The organism is Nonomuraea guangzhouensis (assembly GCF_019396345.1).
Classification (GTDB): Bacteria; Actinomycetota; Actinomycetes; order Streptosporangiales; family Streptosporangiaceae; genus Nonomuraea; species Nonomuraea guangzhouensis.
This window is the reverse complement of the sequence record NZ_JAHKRM010000048.1, coordinates 67,336-83,631: the sequence shown is the minus strand read 5'-3', so window position 1 is coordinate 83,631 and position 16,296 is coordinate 67,336. Positions and strand designations below refer to the sequence as shown.

The 16,296-nt window shown below is 70.2% G+C and carries 15 protein-coding genes; 3 read left to right on the top strand and 12 right to left on the bottom strand.

The window, feature by feature from the left end:
- Window positions 1-1,581: 1,581 nt before the first annotated feature.
- Entirely contained in the window at window positions 1,582-2,025 is a 444-nt protein-coding gene (locus KME78_RS57485) for a MarR family winged helix-turn-helix transcriptional regulator (protein WP_219538545.1), read from the bottom strand.
- 91 nt (window positions 2,026-2,116) lie between these two features.
- On the opposite strand from KME78_RS57485, the gene KME78_RS57480 reads away from it, so the two are divergent.
- Window positions 2,117-2,500 carry a PPOX class F420-dependent oxidoreductase gene (locus KME78_RS57480; protein ID WP_308127542.1) on the top strand — a complete coding sequence of 128 codons (384 nt, stop codon included), beginning with the start codon at window positions 2,117-2,119 and terminating at the stop codon, window positions 2,498-2,500.
- 488 nt (window positions 2,501-2,988) lie between these two features.
- Here KME78_RS57480 and KME78_RS57475 read toward each other — a convergent pair whose 3' ends face one another.
- Window positions 2,989-3,576, bottom strand: a complete 588-nt coding sequence (locus tag KME78_RS57475; protein WP_219538542.1) for an HAD family hydrolase — start codon at window positions 3,574-3,576, stop codon at window positions 2,989-2,991.
- Window positions 3,577-3,607: 31 nt separating this feature from the next.
- Between KME78_RS57475 and KME78_RS57470 the strand changes: the two genes are divergently transcribed.
- Window positions 3,608-5,050 (top strand): glycosyltransferase family 39 protein, encoded by a 1,443-nt coding sequence (locus tag KME78_RS57470; RefSeq protein ID WP_308127541.1) that lies wholly within the window; start codon window positions 3,608-3,610, stop codon window positions 5,048-5,050.
- A 50-nt stretch (window positions 5,051-5,100) separates the two neighbouring features.
- Here the strand turns inward: KME78_RS57470 and tyrS are convergent, their stop codons facing one another.
- Window positions 5,101-6,366 (bottom strand): tyrosine--tRNA ligase, encoded by a 1,266-nt coding sequence (gene tyrS / locus KME78_RS57465; RefSeq protein ID WP_219538540.1) that lies wholly within the window; start codon window positions 6,364-6,366, stop codon window positions 5,101-5,103.
- Between the two features lie 84 nt (window positions 6,367-6,450).
- Between tyrS and KME78_RS57460 the strand changes: the two genes are divergently transcribed.
- Window positions 6,451-6,852: a PH domain-containing protein gene (locus KME78_RS57460; protein WP_219538538.1), complete on the top strand. Its 402-nt coding sequence runs from the start codon at window positions 6,451-6,453 to the stop codon at window positions 6,850-6,852.
- Here the strand turns inward: KME78_RS57460 and KME78_RS57455 are convergent.
- The 9 genes from KME78_RS57455 to argC are packed head-to-tail and all read right to left on the bottom strand — an operon-like array spanning window position 6,792 to window position 16,144.
- Window positions 6,792-7,712, bottom strand: coding sequence for a DNA-3-methyladenine glycosylase (locus tag KME78_RS57455; RefSeq protein WP_219538536.1), 921 nt, complete (start codon window positions 7,710-7,712; stop codon window positions 6,792-6,794). The two genes, KME78_RS57460 and KME78_RS57455, sit on opposite strands and share 61 nt — an antisense overlap.
- Window positions 7,713-7,720: 8 nt before the next feature.
- Entirely contained in the window at window positions 7,721-9,142 is a 1,422-nt protein-coding gene (gene argH / locus KME78_RS57450; protein WP_219538534.1) for an argininosuccinate lyase, read from the bottom strand.
- Window positions 9,143-9,174: 32 nt separating this feature from the next.
- Window positions 9,175-10,374 carry an argininosuccinate synthase gene (locus KME78_RS57445; protein WP_219538532.1) on the bottom strand — a complete coding sequence of 400 codons (1,200 nt, stop codon included), beginning with the start codon at window positions 10,372-10,374 and terminating at the stop codon, window positions 9,175-9,177.
- A gap of 28 nt (window positions 10,375-10,402) precedes the next feature.
- Window positions 10,403-10,909 (bottom strand): arginine repressor, encoded by a 507-nt coding sequence (locus tag KME78_RS57440; protein WP_219538530.1) that lies wholly within the window; start codon window positions 10,907-10,909, stop codon window positions 10,403-10,405.
- Window positions 10,906-11,880 (bottom strand): ornithine carbamoyltransferase, encoded by a 975-nt coding sequence (gene argF, locus KME78_RS57435; protein ID WP_219538529.1) that lies wholly within the window; start codon window positions 11,878-11,880, stop codon window positions 10,906-10,908. The genes KME78_RS57440 and argF overlap by 4 nt, the downstream gene beginning before the upstream one ends.
- Window positions 11,877-13,043 carry an acetylornithine transaminase gene (locus tag KME78_RS57430; protein ID WP_219538527.1) on the bottom strand — a complete coding sequence of 389 codons (1,167 nt, stop codon included), beginning with the start codon at window positions 13,041-13,043 and terminating at the stop codon, window positions 11,877-11,879. The genes argF and KME78_RS57430 overlap by 4 nt, the downstream gene beginning before the upstream one ends.
- Entirely contained in the window at window positions 13,043-13,915 is an 873-nt protein-coding gene (gene argB / locus KME78_RS57425) for an acetylglutamate kinase (protein ID WP_219538526.1), read from the bottom strand. The genes KME78_RS57430 and argB overlap by 1 nt, the downstream gene beginning before the upstream one ends.
- Window positions 13,912-15,063, bottom strand: a complete 1,152-nt coding sequence (gene argJ, locus KME78_RS57420) for a bifunctional glutamate N-acetyltransferase/amino-acid acetyltransferase ArgJ (protein WP_219538525.1) — start codon at window positions 15,061-15,063, stop codon at window positions 13,912-13,914. The genes argB and argJ overlap by 4 nt, the downstream gene beginning before the upstream one ends.
- A 58-nt stretch (window positions 15,064-15,121) precedes the next feature.
- A complete protein-coding gene (gene argC, locus KME78_RS57415; protein ID WP_219538524.1) occupies window positions 15,122-16,144 on the bottom strand; it encodes an N-acetyl-gamma-glutamyl-phosphate reductase in 1,023 nt (340 codons plus the stop codon).
- Window positions 16,145-16,296: the final 152 nt, after the last annotated feature.

The following is a 16,296-nucleotide window of genomic DNA, read 5'->3' as shown; positions in this document are numbered from 1 at the left end:
AAGGGAAAGAAATCCCAACCATATAAAGGAATCCGTCATCCACACCCGAAAGCATGGACATGACGGGGTTGTGCATCATGCACTGGCTTTTAACACACTGTTGAGTTCTCAAGAAACGGACGCGTACATCCTCGCTCAGGTCCATTCAGACCCTCACTTGGAGGCGTACTGTTCGCCTCTCCATTCTATCAGATTTGCTCACTTCGTGTCAAATCGTAGATTTGTTTGAAGTCGATCAAATCTGGGTAGAATGGTGCGCCCCGTCTCCGGGGCAACCCTCGTAACTTACCGTGCCATCCTGGGCTTGTCGAATCAACCGATTTTCCGGTGATCTGAGCGCGCCCGAGACGACTCGTACCAAAGTGCGCGTTGAAGCGACCTGGCCGAGTGGCTCGTTATCTCAAGGGGCTTGCCCTGGGGCCCGTCCGCCTGATCGGCGTCCGGCTCACTCCCGGGGCGAAGTGAAAGATTAGGTCGCCGTTGGCCCTACGTCAAATCGGGGTTCACCGCGCCTCTGCAGGTTCCTGGGCTGTCTCGGGTCAATGTCGCACGCCACCTGCGGAAACGTAGGACGAGAGCCAGTTGACCGGGACCGCAAAGCATCGAGGGCGTGGATGAGAGGGACCCCACGGGGCATGCCTCGGCTCAGAGGCCACCGGGCATCCGGACCGAAGCAACGCCTCCGGCCTGGCGACTCTGAGGGGGCGACTCCGCACCCAAGCCGAGCAACCCCTCGGGGTGGGCGCCTCTGGGTCCCAAGCCGGTGAGAGCCGGAGCGCTGAGTGGATGTACTGCGGCGTGCCAGCCGAGGAGGTGGGCAGCCGAATGCGGGCGTTCGGGAGTTGGACGTGGAGGCCAGGTAGCGGGTGCTGGAGGCCCCGTTTATGTCGGGCGCGGGGCCAGGCAGCCGGGTGGTAGAGGCTCCGGCATGTCAGGCGTGAAGACCAGCCTGGCAGCCGGGTTTTGTGGCACTACCGGAACCCGGACGTGAAGGTCGGACGCCGAGTGCGGATGCACGGGGGATGCCCGACGCGAGCTGGGCCGAGCAACCAGGCGTGGGAAACAGAGACCTGGTCCCTGCGTCGGCGACAGTGATGGACTGGTTTGGTGCGCGCTGGCCAGGGCACGGGCTGGCGAGGTAGCGATCGAGGAGAGGCGTGGGTGCAGCGGACCGGCGTGGGTGCGCGCTGGCCGATTGGTCGGCTGGCGAGGTAGCGGCTGAGGACTGGCGCGAGCGTAGCGGGCTGCCTGTGGGCTCAGGGACAAGGCCGGCGCGGGCGTAGCGCGCGCTGGCCGACTGGCAAGGCAGCGGCTCAAGGCTGGCGCGAGCGTAGCCGGGCTGGCCAGGGGCAGGACTGGTCGAAGGCAGGCCTGGCCCGATGACGGACGCCGGGTGTACGGGGGCCGAGCGCCAGGGCATCTGGCGAGGGCCATCTGGCCGAGCACAAGGACATCAGTTGAGGGCCAGGCACACAGGGTCCGGCAGGCGCCAAGGCATCCGTCGGGATCAAGTTGTCGGGGTCTGGCCAGGACGCCATGCCACCAGGCGCGACGACCAAGCCCGGCGGGTGAGCACGGCTTTCACAGTTGCGTGGATGCCCGTTCGATCGCCGCGCCGCACCGGCTGAGGAGGGAGCGCAGGGTGTCCCGTTCCTCAGTGGTGAGTTCGTCCGCGATCGCCTGCTCTATCCGTACCGCCCGCTCGTCCGCCGCTTCCAGTGCGATGCGGCCGGCGTCCGTGAGCTGGGTTTCCAGGACGTTGCGGTGCCATGGGTGTGGCGTACGCTTCACCAGCCCGCGCACGTCGAGGTTCTTCAGCACCACCGTCATCGCCTGTGGGGTCACCAGGCAGGCTCGGGCGAGGGCGGCGGCTGAGATGCCGGGGTTGGCGGCCAACACGTAGAGCGTCGCGTACTGCGGAACCGTCAGCCCGGCGGGCCTGACCGCGATCTGCTTGGCGGCGATCAGTTCCTGTTCGGCCCGCTTGATGTCGAGGCCGAGGCGTTCCTCCGCGGGCATTCCCATGCAAGAGATGGTACAAGCAAACCAACATTGACTGTTATAAAAGCTTTGATAGTGTGCCGGAGCCGTACCAACAGGAATGAGGAGACGGAAAGTGATCCCTGAGAGCCACCTGGACCTGCTGACCCGGCCGCTGTTCGCGCACCTGGCCACCATCGGGCCTGGCGGGAAGCCACACGTGAACCCCGTCTGGACGGTGTGGGACGGCGAGTACCTGCGCTTCACGACCACCACAAACCGCCAGAAGTACCTAAATGTCGTGGAAAATGGTGACCTGGCGGTCTCCATCAACGATCCCGACAAGCCGTACCGATACCTGGAGATCCGCGCCGTGGTGGAGCGGATCGACCCGGACCCGTCGGGTGACTTCTTCGATGTGCTCGCCACCCGCTACGGACTGTCGTACGACCGGCCGGTAGGAGACGCGGAGCGGCGGGTGGTCATCGTCGCCCGGCCGACACGTACGACCAGCCAGTGAAGCCCTGAGGTGACCCGCCACGGGCCCGGGTGGCTCTCTGAGTGCGGTGCTCATCCGAGCTCACCGGCGACCTGGCGGCACCTCGGCTGCTGGTCCGTGACCGGATCGCTCTGCCCGGCGCTCTGACGCGGACCGACCGGTCCTCCTGCGCCGCCGCTGGACTCCAGTTGGCCACCCAACCGTTGTGCGCGTGTAGCGGTCAGCTCGTACGACCGCACGCGACCGCCCTGGGTCGAGCGGTAGGCCCACCTGCGCGGGCGTGCCTGTCGATGCCGGCGGGGTGTCCGTCCATCCCGGCCCGGCGAGGGCGACCGAGTGGCTGCCGTCCACCGCCCGAGGACGGCGAAGGAGCAGCTGTTGATCTCCGCGTGGTGGGTGTGCTGGGTGAGGTACTGAGCGAGCAGCTCACCCAGCTGCGCAGGCAGCGGGCGAGCACTGTCACCAGGTGCACGCCGAGATCTCGGACCAGTGGCAGGGCACCTGGGTCCTCAGAGCGTGAGCGCGCGTACCTGGGCCGGAGAGGTGAACAGCTCCGCCGCCATCCCGGCCTCCCTCGCCGCGACCACATTGACCTCGTTGTCGTCGAAGAACAGCACCTCCCCCGGCTCCACTCCCAGCCGCTGCGCGCAGATCTCGTAAGCGCGCCGGTCCGGCTTCGCGACCCCGATCTGGCACGAGTACGTCAGCGACGCGAACCGCCCCAGCCAGTCACCATGCCGTGCCTCCCACACCGGCACCAGGTCGGGCACGATGTTCGACAGCAGCCCCAGCGTCCGTCCCCGGTCGGCCAGTTCGTGCACCACGGCGACCATCTCGGCGTCCACGTGGCACCAGCTCTCCAGGTCGGCCGCCATCAGCGCGCTCACGTCGGCGAACCGTGTGTCCAGCCGTCCGGCGACCGCGGCCCAGTACGCCTTGGCGTCCTGGCCGGCGTCATACTCGGGCCGGCACGCCCAGTACGCCTCCCAGAACCTCTCCCCCGGGACCCCGGAGAGGTCGACGAGGCCCTGCTTGGCCTCACGCGTCTGAACACGGGCGATGACCCCGTACAGGTCGAAAACGATCACTTCAGGCATGAATCCGAGCCTATGCGCGTATCCTGCCCCGGTGACCACCGCCTCCACCCTCGCCCCTCCAGTCCGGCCGGCCCTACGTCAGCGCAGGTCAAGCCCGTGGTGGATGGCCGGAATCGCCGGAATCGTGGCGTTCACCGGCTCGGGCTCCGCCTCGCTGAACGGTGACGAGCTGGCCACGATCAGCGCCGCGTCCCGGTCGTTGCCGGGGCTGTGGGAGCTGGCCCGGCACATCGATGGTCATTTCCTGCCGTACTACCTGTTCATGCAGCTCTGGGTGAACGGCGGGACGGGGGAGCTGTGGCTGCGGCTGCCGTCGGCGCTGGCGATCGGGGTCGCCGCGTGGTTCCTGGTGGACCTGGGGCGGCGGCTGCACGGCACGTGGGCGGGGGTGACGGCCGGCGCGCTGTTCGCGGCTCTGCCGTCGGTGTCGTACTACGGTGCTTTCGCCCGCTCGTACGCGCCCGCGGCCGCCGCGGTGGTCTTCTCGTTCTGGGCTCTCCACCGTGCCACCCGCGCGCAGGAGACGGAACGCGCTCCCTGGGTGCTCTATGGGGCGGCGGTGGGGCTGGTGTGCTGCACGCATCTGTTCGCGGTGCTCGTGCTGCCCGCCCAGTTGGTCGCCGCCGTCGCGCTGCTGCCCCGCCGTACCGTGCTTCTGAGGTGGTTGCCGGCGATCGCCGCCGGGTGCCTGCCCGCGCTCGTTCTCGGTCTGATCGGGTACGGCGAGCGGCACGCGATCAGCTGGATCCCGCAGCGGGGGGCGGAGGTGCTGCTGAAGTTCCCGAAGATGGTGGCGGGGGGCACCGAGGTGGGGGTGCTGCTGTTCGTGGTGGCGCTGGCCGGGGTGGTGCTGCTCCGCAACCGGGCGTGGGCGGGGACGCTGCTGGGCTGGCTGGTGCTGCCGCCCCTCCTCCTGCTGACCGTGTCGCACCTGGTGACACCGGTCTATGTGGATCGGTACCTGTTCGTCGCCGCGCCCGCTCTGGCGCTGCTGGCGGGGATCGCGGTGGCGAGTGTTCCGCGGGCGACGGTGGTGGCCTGCTGCGGACTGGTGGTGGTCACCGTGGTGGTGGGCTTTCCGCAGCGTGTGGAGATTCGGGAGGCCAACGGGCGGTTCGAGGACTTTCCGTGGGCGGTGCGGAAGGTGGACGCCCAGTCGCAGGACGCGATCGTGTTCGGGCAGAGCTCGGTGCGGGCGGGGTTCGACTACTACGACGACGGGGCCATGCCGGCCGACGTGCTGCGGCTGGGGCCCGACCCGGAGGCGGACGGGTTCGGCTTTCCGGAGCGCGATGACGTCGCCGCCGCGCTGGCCGATTGGGAGCGGGTCTGGGTCGTGTGGCGCGGCGTCAAGTCCGCGGGGCAGAAGCTGCCACGGGTGAAGGCGGTTCAGGAGGCGGGGTACGAGCAGGCCGGGTCCTGGCACTCGGCGGATACGCCCGGCCTCACTGTCGCCCTGTTCACCCGCAAGTAAGCGGGCCTTCCCCCTCCGGGAAAGGCCCGCTGCACTCGGGGTAAGACGGGTCAGCCGACCTCGACGCCGCCGACCGACTTCTTGCCGCGCCGCAGCACCATGAACCGCCCGTGGAGCAGGTCCGATGCCTCCGGTACGTACGACTCGTCAGTGATCTTGACGTTGTTCAGGTAGGCGCCACCCTCCTTGACCGCCCGCCTGGCCGCCGACTTCGACTCCACCAGGCCGCTGTCCGCCAGCAGGTCCACGAACGGCGCCCCGAGAGCCGGAACCGTCGCCTTCGGCACCTCGGCCAGCGCCGCCGCAAGCGTCGCCCCGGGCAACTCCTCGAGGGACCCCTGGCCGAACAGCGCCTTGGACGCCGCCACGACCGCCGCGAGCTCGTCCGCGCCGTGCACGAGCGTGGTCAGGTCCTCCGCCAGCGTCCGCTGCGCCTCGCGGGCGAACGGGCGATCGGCGACCGCCTTCTCCAGCGCCTCGATCTCCTCGCGCTCGCGGAAGGTGAACACCTTCAGGAAGCGCACCACGTCGCGGTCGTCGGCGTTGAGGAAGTACTGGTAGAAGGCGTAGGGAGAGGTCAGTGCCCCGTCGAGCCAGATCGACCCGCCCGCGGTCTTGCCGAACTTGGTGCCGTCGGCCTTGGTGATCAGCTTGCCAGTGAGGGCGTGCACGTGGCCGCCCTCGACGCGCCTGATCAGGTCGACGCCGGCCGTGATGTTGCCCCACTGGTCGCTGCCGCCGATCTGGAGCGTGCAGCCGTGGCGCCGGTAGAGCTCCAGGTAGTCGTTGGCCTGCAGGATCTGGTAGCTGAACTCGGTGTAGCTGAGCCCGTCACCGCCGAGCCGGGCCGCTACCGACTCGCGGGCGAGCATCCGGTTGACGGGGAAATGCTTGCCGATGTCGCGCATGAAGTCGATGGCCGACATCTCGGCGGTCCAGTCGAGGTTGCTGACCAGTTCGGCCGAAACGGGGCCCTCGTCGAAGGTCAGGAACTTCTCCACCTGCACCCGGATCCGGGAGACCCACTCCTCGACGACCTCGGTGGTGTTGAGGACGCGTTCGGTGCTGCGCCCGCTGGGGTCGCCGATCAGGCCGGTGGCGCCGCCGACCAGGCCGATCGGCTTGTGGCCGGCCCGCTGGAAGCGGGTCAGGATCAGCAGCGTGGCCAGGTTGCCCATGTGCAGGGACGGCGCGGTCGGGTCGAAGCCCGCATAGACCGTGATCGGACCCTTCGACAGCGCCCCGCGCAGGGCGTCGATGTCGGTGGTCTGCGCGAGGACGTCGCGCCATTCGAGCTCATCGAGAATGTCGGTCACGGTGCTGGCTTTCCAGGAGACGTCGAGTGGTTACAGAGTGCCGGATCGCGCCGGATGTTCGCCACTTGGATACTCTCTGTCGCCATGTGGAAGGTCCGTCGCGAGCTGGCTGTTTTCAAGATCCTAGGGGCTGTGGCGTGTGCCGGACTCGCCCTGTTCTGGTACTTCCAGGATGACGTGCGGGGGGTGATCCTGGCCATTCCGGCGGCCGTGCTGGTGGGTGCCATGGGGCTGCGTGACGTGCTGGTCCCGGTACGGCTGGCGGCCGACGAGAGCGGCATCACCGTGGTGCACGGCTTCGCGGGCCGGCGGCACGTGCCGTGGGAGGCGATCGAGGACATCAAGGTGGACGTGCGCAGGAGATATGGGTTGCGCAGTGAGATGCTGGAGATCGACACCGGTGACTACCTGCACATCTTCAGCGCTCACGAGCTGGGGACCTCCCCGACCGAGGTGGCCGCGGCGTTGCGGCGGCGCGGGGTGTGAAGCCGGTACGGCGAGACGGTCGGGTCGTCGTCGATCCAGAACCGCCAGGGAGTGTCCTTGGCGGTCGAGATCCCGGTACGCGGCCCCGACCTGATCGCGTCCGCCTCGGGCGGCCACCCTTCGAGCACGGCCGCGGTCCCCTTGGGGAGACCCGTGAGCCAGGCCGCGTGTTCCGGCGGTCCGGTAAGCGCGTGGCCGGGGTGACCCTCGGGCCCAGTCGCGTGGTCGAGCCGGTCGCTGTGCGGGGCTGGGCTCGGGCCGGGGAAGCGGGGCAGCCCGACCGGCGAGCCTTCCCAGACAGCGTCGAGCCCGTTGTGCTCGCGCGCCAGCCCGAGCGCGACCGCCAGCCGGGCGGGCCCGCGAGCGAGGTCGCGGTCCGCGATCGGCTTACGCCGAGGAGCACCCAAGCCTCCGCCACCCGGCCCGGCGCCGTCCGAACCGCCTCCGTCCGGGCCACCGCCGCCCGAGCCACCGCCCGAGCCACCGCCCGAGCCACCGCCCGAGCGGCGCCACCGGGCCAGGTCGGCCCGTGCCACCACCTCACCGGCCCGCAGCAGCACCGCCGACCCGAAGTCCTCGGGCAGGCAGACCAGGTTCGCGCAGAAGTGCATGCCATAGGTGAAGTACACGTACAGGTGGCCGGGTGGCCCGAACATGACCGCGTTCCTGGCGGTCCGTCCCCGGTAGGTGTGGGCCGCCGGATCCTCGCCGGGCCCGCCGTACGCCTCGACCTCGGTGAGCCGGACCGCGACCGGACCGTGCACGAGCACGCGCCCGAGCAGGTCGGGCGCGACCTCGTGCGACGGCCGGTCGAAGAAGCGCCGCGGCAGTGGCGCCGAGCACAGGATCCCGGAGGACATGCCGGAGTCTAGGCGCCCGCGGCCCACGCCGCCTGGGCGTCGACCGCTTCGCGCAGCGCGACGAGCTGGTCGCGGACCCGGTCGGGCGCGGTGCCGCCGTGGGACTTGCGGGCGGCGAGGGCGCCGGGCACGCTCAGCACGTCGCGGACGTCGGGCGTCAGATGCGGTGACACCTTGGCCATCTCGTCGTCGGTCAGCTCGCCCAGGTCCTTGTCGTGGACCTGGCACCAGACCACCAGGTGGCCGACCGCCTCGTGCGCGTCGCGGAACGGCACGCCGCGGCGGACGAGCAGCTCGGCGAGGTCGGTGGCGAGCGCGAAGCCTTCGGGAGCCGACGCCTCCATGCGCGCGGTGTTGACCCGCATGGTGGCGACCAGGCCGGCCATCGCGGGCAGGACGAGCAGCAGCGTGTCGACCGAGTCGAACACCGGCTCCTTGTCCTCCTGCAGGTCGCGGTTGTAGGTGAGTGGCAGGCCCTTGAGCGTCGTGAGCATCGCCATGAGGTTGCCGATGAGCCGCCCCGACTTGCCGCGCGCGAGCTCGGCGACGTCGGGGTTCTTCTTCTGCGGCATGATCGACGAGCCGGTGGAGTAGGCGTCGTCCATCTCGATCCAGCGGAACTCCTGCGAGGCCCAGAGCACGATCTCCTCGCCGAGCCGCGACAGGTGCACGCCGATCAGGGCCGCGTCGAACAGGAACTCCGCCGCGAAGTCACGGTCGGCCACCGCGTCCATGGAGTTGGGCGCCGCGGAGGAGAAGCCCAGCTCGGCGGCCACGGCCTGCGGGTCGAGCGGCAGCGACGAGCCCGCGAGCGCGCCGGCGCCGAGCGGCGAGACGCCCGCCCGCCGGTCCCAGTCGGTGAGCCGGTCGATGTCGCGGGCGAAGGCGTGCACGTGCGCGAGCAACTGGTGACCGAACGAGACCGGCTGCGCGTGCTGCAGATGGGTCATGCCGGGCGCCGCCGTGTCGGCGTGCTGCTCGGCCTGGGCCATCAGCGCCGTCTCCAGCTCGACCAGCCGGGAGACGATCGTGCGGGCATGATCACGAAGGTAGAGGCGCAGGTCGGTGGCGATCTGGTCGTTGCGGCTCCGGCCGGCGCGCAGCTTGCCGCCGAGCGAGCCGAGCCGCTCCAGCAGGCCGCGTTCGAGCGCGGTGTGCACGTCCTCGTCGGCGACCGTCGGCCGGAACTCGCCCGCCTTGCAGGCGTGCTCCAGGTCGTCGATCGCGCCGATCATCCGATCGAGCTCGTCGTCGCTCAGCAACCCCGCCTTGTGCAGCACCCGGGCGTGCGCCCTGGACGCCGCCAGGTCGTACGGCACGAGCCGCCAGTCGAAGTGCACGCTCACCGACAGCCGGGTCAGCGCGTCAGCGGGACCGCCTTCGAAGCGCCCGCCCCACAGCCGCATCGGCTTGCCATCACTCACCGTCATCTCCTTATCGTCCCCCGCGACCATAGTGCACATCAGCCCTGCTTCGCGTCTCGCGCGGCGGCGATCTTGGAGGGCAGGCTGAAGAGCTGGACGAAGCCCTTGGCCAGCGACTGGTCGAAAGTGTCGCCGGTGTCGTAGGTGGCCAGCGAGAAGTCGTACAGCGACTGCTCCGAGCGGCGGCCGGTGACGGTCGCCTTGCCGCCGTGCAGGGTCATCCGGATGTCGCCGCTGACGTGCCTCTGGGCCTCGGCGATGAGCGCGTCCAGGGCGGTCTTGAGCGGCGAGAACCACAGGCCGTCGTAGACGAGCTCGCTCCACCGCTGGTCGACGCCGCGCTTGAAGCGGGCCAGGTCACGTTCGACGGTGACGTTCTCCAGCTCCATGTGCGCGGTGATCAGCGCGATCGCGCCGGGCGCCTCGTACACCTCGCGTGACTTGATGCCGACGAGCCGGTCCTCGACCATGTCGATCCGGCCGACGCCCTGCGCGCCGGCGCGGGTGTTCAGCTCGTCGATCACCTGGTACGGCGTCAGCGACCGCCCGTCGAGCTTGACCGGGACGCCCTGCTCGAAGGTGATGACGACCTCGTCGGCGTCGCGGGCGACGGCCGGGTCGGCGGTGTAGGCGTAGACGTTCTCGGTGGGGCCGTTCCAGATGTCCTCCAGGAAGCCGGTCTCGACGGCCCTGCCCCACAGGTTCTGGTCGATGGAGAACGGGTTCTTCTTGGAGGTCTCGATCGGCAGGCCCTTCTGCTCGGCGAACTCGATCGCCTTGTCGCGGGTCCAGGCGAAGTCGCGGGCCGGGGCGACGACCTTCAGGTCGGGCGCGAGCGCGGCCAGGCCGGCCTCGAACCGTACCTGGTCGTTGCCCTTGCCGGTGCAGCCGTGGGAGACGATCGTGCCGCCGAACTGCTTGGCCGCGGTCACCAGGTGCTTGACGATGAGCGGCCGCGACAGCGACGACAGGAGCGGATAGCGGTCCATGTAGAGGGCGTTGGCCTGCAGCGCGGGCACGCAGAAGTCGGCCGCGAACTCCTCCTTGGCGTCCACCACGACGGATTCGACCGCGCCGCAGTCCATCGCCCTCTTCTGGATCACCTCCATGTCCTCGCCGCCTTGTCCCAGGTCCACGGCGACGGCGATGACCTCGGCGTCCATCTTCTCGGCCAGGAACGGAATGGCCACGGAGGTGTCGAGACCTCCGGAGAACGCGAGTACCACTCTCTGTGTCATGTGTTTCTCCAACTTCTTCAGGAACGGGCTAAGCGCGTCGGGCCGCGACTCTCAGCAGCGCCTCGGCCACGTGGTGCCCGCCCTGGGGATCGCGGCTGATGACGAGGATCGTGTCGTCTCCCGCGACCGTGCCGAGGATGGACTCCCAGTCGGCGTGGTCGATGGCGGAGGCCATGAACTGGGCGGCGCCCGGCGGGGTTCTGACGATGACCAGGTTGGCCGAGGCCTCGGCGGAGACCAGCAGTTCCTCGGCGATCCGGTGCAGCCGGGCGGCCGGGGACTCTCCGGTGCCCAGCCTGGCCACCCGGATCCGGCCGCCGCCCTCGCCGGGCAGCGCGTACACCAGCGAGCCGTCCTCGGCGCGCAGCTTGAGCGCGCCGAGTTCGTCCAGATCGCGGGAGAGCGTGGCCTGGGTGACCTCCACGCCGCTCTCGGCGAGCAGTTTGGCCAGGTCCGGCTGGGAGCGTACGGCCTGCCGCTGCAGCAGCTCGGTGATCTTCGCCTGCCGCGCGACCTTGGTCATCGGGATCGTCATGGGTTGCTCACCAGCCAGTGGAGCAGCGCCTTCTGGGCGTGCAGCCGGTTCTCCGCCTGGTCCCACACCGCGCTGCGCGGGTCGTCGAGCACGGCGGCGGTGATCTCGTAGCCGCGGTAGGCGGGCAGGCAGTGCAGCACGATCGCGTCGTGCGCGGCGTGCTCCATGAGCTCGGAGTTGACCTGGTACGGCATGAGCGCGTGGACCCGCTCGTCCTTGCCGTCCTGGCCCATCGACACCCAGGTGTCGGTGGCGACGACGTGGGCGCCCTGGGTGGCGGCGGCCGGGTCGGTCAGCGAGATCACCGAGCCGCCGGTCGTCGCGGCGATGGCGGCGGCGCGGTCGAGGATGACGGCGTCCGGCTGGTAGCCGACCGGGGCGCCGATCCGTACGTGCATGCCGGCCGTGGCGCCGCCCAGCAGGTAGGAGTGGGCCATGTTGTTGGCGCCGTCGCCCAGGTAGGTGAGCGTCAGCCCGGCCGTCCGGCCGAACCGCTCGCGGACGGTCAGCAGGTCGGCGAGGATCTGGCAGGGGTGGAACTCGTCGGTCAGCGCGTTGACCACCGGCACCGTGGTGCCCGCCGCCATGGCCTCGATGCGCTCCTGGCCGCCGGTGCGCCAGACGATCGCGGCGACCTGCCGTTCGAGCACCCGGGCGGTGTCCTCGATCGGCTCGCCCCGGCCCATCTGGGAGCTGCCGCCGTCGATGACCAGCGGGATCCCGCCCAGCTCGCCGATCCCGACGGCGAAGGAGACGCGGGTCCTGGTGGAGGGCTTGTCGAACAGGACGGCGACGGTCCGCGGCCCGTCGAACGGGCGGTAGCCGAAGCGGTCCTTCTTCATCGCGGCGGCCAGGTCGAGCACGTCGGCCTGCTCGGCGGGCGAGAGATCGTCGTCGCGCAGGAAGTGCCTGATGGGCGCCGAGTCCGCGCCGGGTCTGATGAGCGCCGAGTCCGCGCCGTGGGTGGTCATTTCGCCGCCTCGTCGAGAATGCCGGGGAACGCGGCGACGAACGCGTCGACCTGTTCGGCCGTCACGACCAGCGGCGGCGCGATCCGTACGGCGTCCGGCTGCAGCGCGTTGACCAGGAAGCCCGCGTCGGCCGCCGCCTGCTGCACCTTGCCGGAGACCGGCTCGGCCAGCACGGCGGCCAGCCATAGGCCGCGCCCGCGCACGCCTTTCAGCAGCGGGTGGCCGACCGCTTCGAGGCCGGTCCGCAGCCGGGCGCCGATCGTCTTCACGTGGTCGAGGTCGAGGTTGTCGAGCACGGCCAGCGCCGCGGCGCACGAGACCGGGTTGCCGCCGAACGTGGAGCCGTGGTCGCCCTTGTCGAACAGCCGGCCCGCGTCGCCGAAGCCGATGCACGCCCCGATCGGCAGGCCGCCGCCCAGGCCCTTGGCCAGGGTGAGGATGTCGGGGATGACGCCGTCGGCCTGGTGGGCGAACCAGTGGCCGGAGCGGCCGATCGCGGACTGGATCTCGTCGGCGACCAGCAGCGCGCCGGTGGAGTCGCAGATCTCGCGGGCCGCCGCGAAGTAGCCGTCCGGGGGCGGGACCACGCCCGCCTCGCCCTGGGTGGGCTCCAGGAAGACCGCGATGCAGTCGCCGGTCACGGCCTCCTTGAGGGCGGCGGCGTCACCGTAGGGGACGAACTGGACCTCGACCGGGAACGGTCCGAACTGGTCGCGGATCGACCTCTTGCCTGTCAGCGAGAGCGCGCCGATCGTCCGGCCGTGGAAGCCGTTCTCGGCGGCGACGAAGTAGGTGCGGCCGTCGCGCCGGCCGTACTTGAGCGCCAGCTTGTAGGCGGCCTCGTTGGCCTCGGTGCCGGAGTTGGCGAAGAAGACGCGGCCGGGGGCGTTCAGCAGGTCGAGGAGCTTCTCGGCGAGCAGCACCTCGGGCTCGTGCAGGAACAGGTTGCTCGTGTGCGCGATCGTCGCGACCTGCTTGGAGACCGCCTCGACCAGGGCCGGGTGGGCGTGGCCGAGCGAGGTGGTCGCGATGCCGCCGATGAAGTCGAGGTATTCGTTGCCGTCCACGTCCCACACGCGGGTGCCCTCGCCTCGTGCCAGGGCGATCGGCGGGACGCCGTAGTTCGGCATGAAGGCTTGCTCGAACCGGTCACGAAGGTTCATCAGGGCATCACCATGGTTCCGATTCCTTGGTCGGTGAAGATCTCGAGCAGCAGCGAGTGCGACACCCGGCCGTCGAGGATGTGAGCTTGGGGCACGCCGCCCTGGACCGCCGTCAGGCAGGCCTCCATCTTCGGCTTCATGCCGCTCGACAGGGAGGGCAGCATGGCCTCCAGCGCGGCGCCGTCGAGTTTGTCGATCACGTCGGTGTCGTCGGGCCAGCCCGCGTACAGGCCCTCGACGTCGGTGAGGACGATGAGCTTCTCGGCCTGGAGGGCGACGGCCAGCGCGGCGGCGGCGGTGTCGGCGTTGACGTTGTAGATCTCCCCGTCCTCGCCACGGGCGACGCTGGAGACGACGGGGACGCGGCCGTTGTCGATCATGGCCTGGACGGCGCCGGGGTCGACCTTGACGATCTCGCCCACCTGGCCGATGTCGACGGGCTCGCCGTCGACGAGCGCGTGCTTGCGCTCGGCGGTGAACAGGTGGGCGTCCTCGCCCGACATGCCGACCGCGAGCGGGCCGTGCCTGTTGATCAGGCCGACGACGTCGCGGTTGACCTGGCCGGTCAGCACCATCCTGACCACCTGCATGGCCTCGGGCGTGGTGACCCGCAGCCCCGCCGTGAACGTCGACTCGATGCCCATCAGGTCGAGCTGCTTGCTGATCTGCGGGCCGCCGCCGTGCACCACGACCGGCCGCAGGCCGGCGTAGTGCAGGAAGCCGATGTCCTCGGCGAAGCCCTCCATGAGCGACTGCTCGATCATGGCGTTGCCGCCGTACTTGATGACGACGATGGCGCCGTGGAAGCGGGCCAGCCAGGGCAGGGCCTCGATGAGCGTGTCGGCCTTGGTGTGGGCGGTGATGCTTCTCATGAGGAGTACGCCGAGTTCTCGTGGACGTAGTCCGCGGTCAGGTCGGTGGTGTGGACGGTGGCCGAGTAGGTGCCGGCCGACAGGTCGATGGTGATCGTCACGTCGCGGGGGCGCATGTCGACCTTGGTCCGGTCGTCGCCGACCGCGCCGCCGCGGCAGATCCAGATGCCGTTGATGGCCACGTTCAGCCGGTCGGGCTCGAACACGGCGTCGGTGGTGCCGACGGCGGCCAGCACGCGGCCCCAGTTGGGGTCCTCGCCGTGGACGGCGCACTTGAGCAGGTTGGAGCGGGAGACGGCACGGCCGACCTTGACCGCGTCGTCCTCCGACACGGCGCCGACCACCTCGATGGCGATGGCCTTGGACGCGCCTTCGGCGTCGACCAGCAGCTGCCTGGCCAGGTCGGCGCAGACCTCGGTGACCTTCTGCTGGAACTCCGCCAGGTCCGGCTTGATGCCGGAGGCGCCGCTGGCCAGCAGCAGGACGGTGTCGTTGGTGGACATGCAGCCGTCGGCGTCGAGCCGGTCGAAGGTCTTGGAGGTGGCCTCGCGCAGCACGGCGTCGAGCTCTTCGGCGGTCAGGTCGGCGTCGGTGGTGATCACGCTGAGCATGGTGGCCAGGGCGGGGGCGAGCATGCCCGCGCCCTTGGCCATGCCGCCCACCATGTAGCCGCCGCCGCGCTTGAAGGAGATCTTGGAGACGGTGTCGGTGGTGCGGATGGCGTCGGCCGCGGCCAGACCGCCGTCGCGCGACAGCTGCGCGGCGGCGCCTTCCACGCCGGCCAGCAGGGCCTCCATGGGCAGCCGCTCGCCGATCAGGCCGGTCGAGCAGATCGCGATTTCGCCCGCCGAGTCCTGGAGCACCTCGGCCGCCTTCTCGGCGGTGGCGTGGGTGTCCTGGAAGCCCTCGGGGCCGGTGCAGGCGTTGGCGCCGCCCGAGTTGAGGACGACCGCCCGGACCCGCCCGCCCCGCAGGACCTGCTGCGACCACAGGACGGGGGCGGCCTTGACGCGGTTGGCGGTGAAGACCCCGGCCGCGGCGTAATTCGGCCCGTCGTTGACGACGAGGGCCAGGTCGCGCGCGGCGCCGGACTTGATGCCGGCCGCGACACCCGCGGCTCTGAACCCGAGGGGGGCGGTCACGCTCATGCGGCTTCCTCCGTGAGTGCCGGATAGACATGCATATCGAGTCGTACGTTGCGCTCTCTCACGGAGCAACTCCTGTCAGGGGGAGGCCGAGCTCTTCCGGCAGGCCGAGTGCGAGGTTCACGCTCTGGATCGCGCCCCCGGCCGTGCCCTTGGTGAGGTTGTCGATGGCGATGACGGCGACCAGGCGGCCGGCGCGCTCGTCGAGCGTCACCTGCAGGGCGGCGGTGTTGGCGCCGTAGGTCATCGCGGTGGCCGGCCAGGTGCCCTCGGGCAGCAGGGTGACGAACGGCTCCTTGGCCAGCGCGCTCTCGTACGCGTCTCGCACGGCGGCCTTGGTCAGCCCTGGCGCGGCGGGGGCGGAGCAGGTGGCCAGGATGCCGCGGCTCATCGGCGCCAGCGTGGGGGTGAACGACACGCGGACCGGGGTGCCCGCGACGGTGCCGAGGGCCTGCTCCATCTCCGGGGTGTGCCGGTGGACGCCGCCCACGCCGTACGCGCTGACCGAGCCGATGACCTCGCTGCCGAGCAGGTTGGGCTTGAGCGCCTTGCCCGCGCCGCTGGTGCCGCTGGCGGCGACGACGACCACGTCGGGCTCGGCCAGGCCGGCCGCGAAGGCGGGCAGCAGGGCGAGGATGACGGAGGTCGGGTAGCAGCCGGGCACCGCGATCCGCTTGGCGCTCTTGAGCACCTCGCGCTGGCCGGGCAACTCGGGCAGGCCGTAGGGCCAGGTGCCGGCGTGCTCGCCGCCGTAGAACTCCTGCCAGGCGGCCGGGTCGGTGAGCCGGTGGTCGGCGCCGCAGTCGACGACGACCGTGTCCTCGGGCAACTGGGCGGCGACGGCCGCGGAGTGACCGTGCGGCAGGGCCAGGAAGACCACGTCGTGCCCGGCGAGCGCTTCGGGGGTGGTGGCCTCGATGATCCGGTCGGCGAGCTGCGGGAGGTGTGGCTGGTGGGCGCCGAGCGCGCTGCCCGCGCTGGAGGCCGCGGTGAGCGTGCCGATCTCGAACTCCGGGTGCCCCAGCAGCAGGCGGAGCAGCTCACCGCCCGCGTAGCCGCTGGCTCCCGCGATCGCCGCTCTCATCCCGTACCCCCTGCATAGTTATGCATCTCAACTCATGCTCTTACTGTCACGATGATGCCCTGCAGAGGATGAACACGCAACCTGGGCGCGCCATTGCGCTCACATAGCGAGACGGTTAATGGCCTGTTTCGCCCGGATTTCGCGCTCTAGCG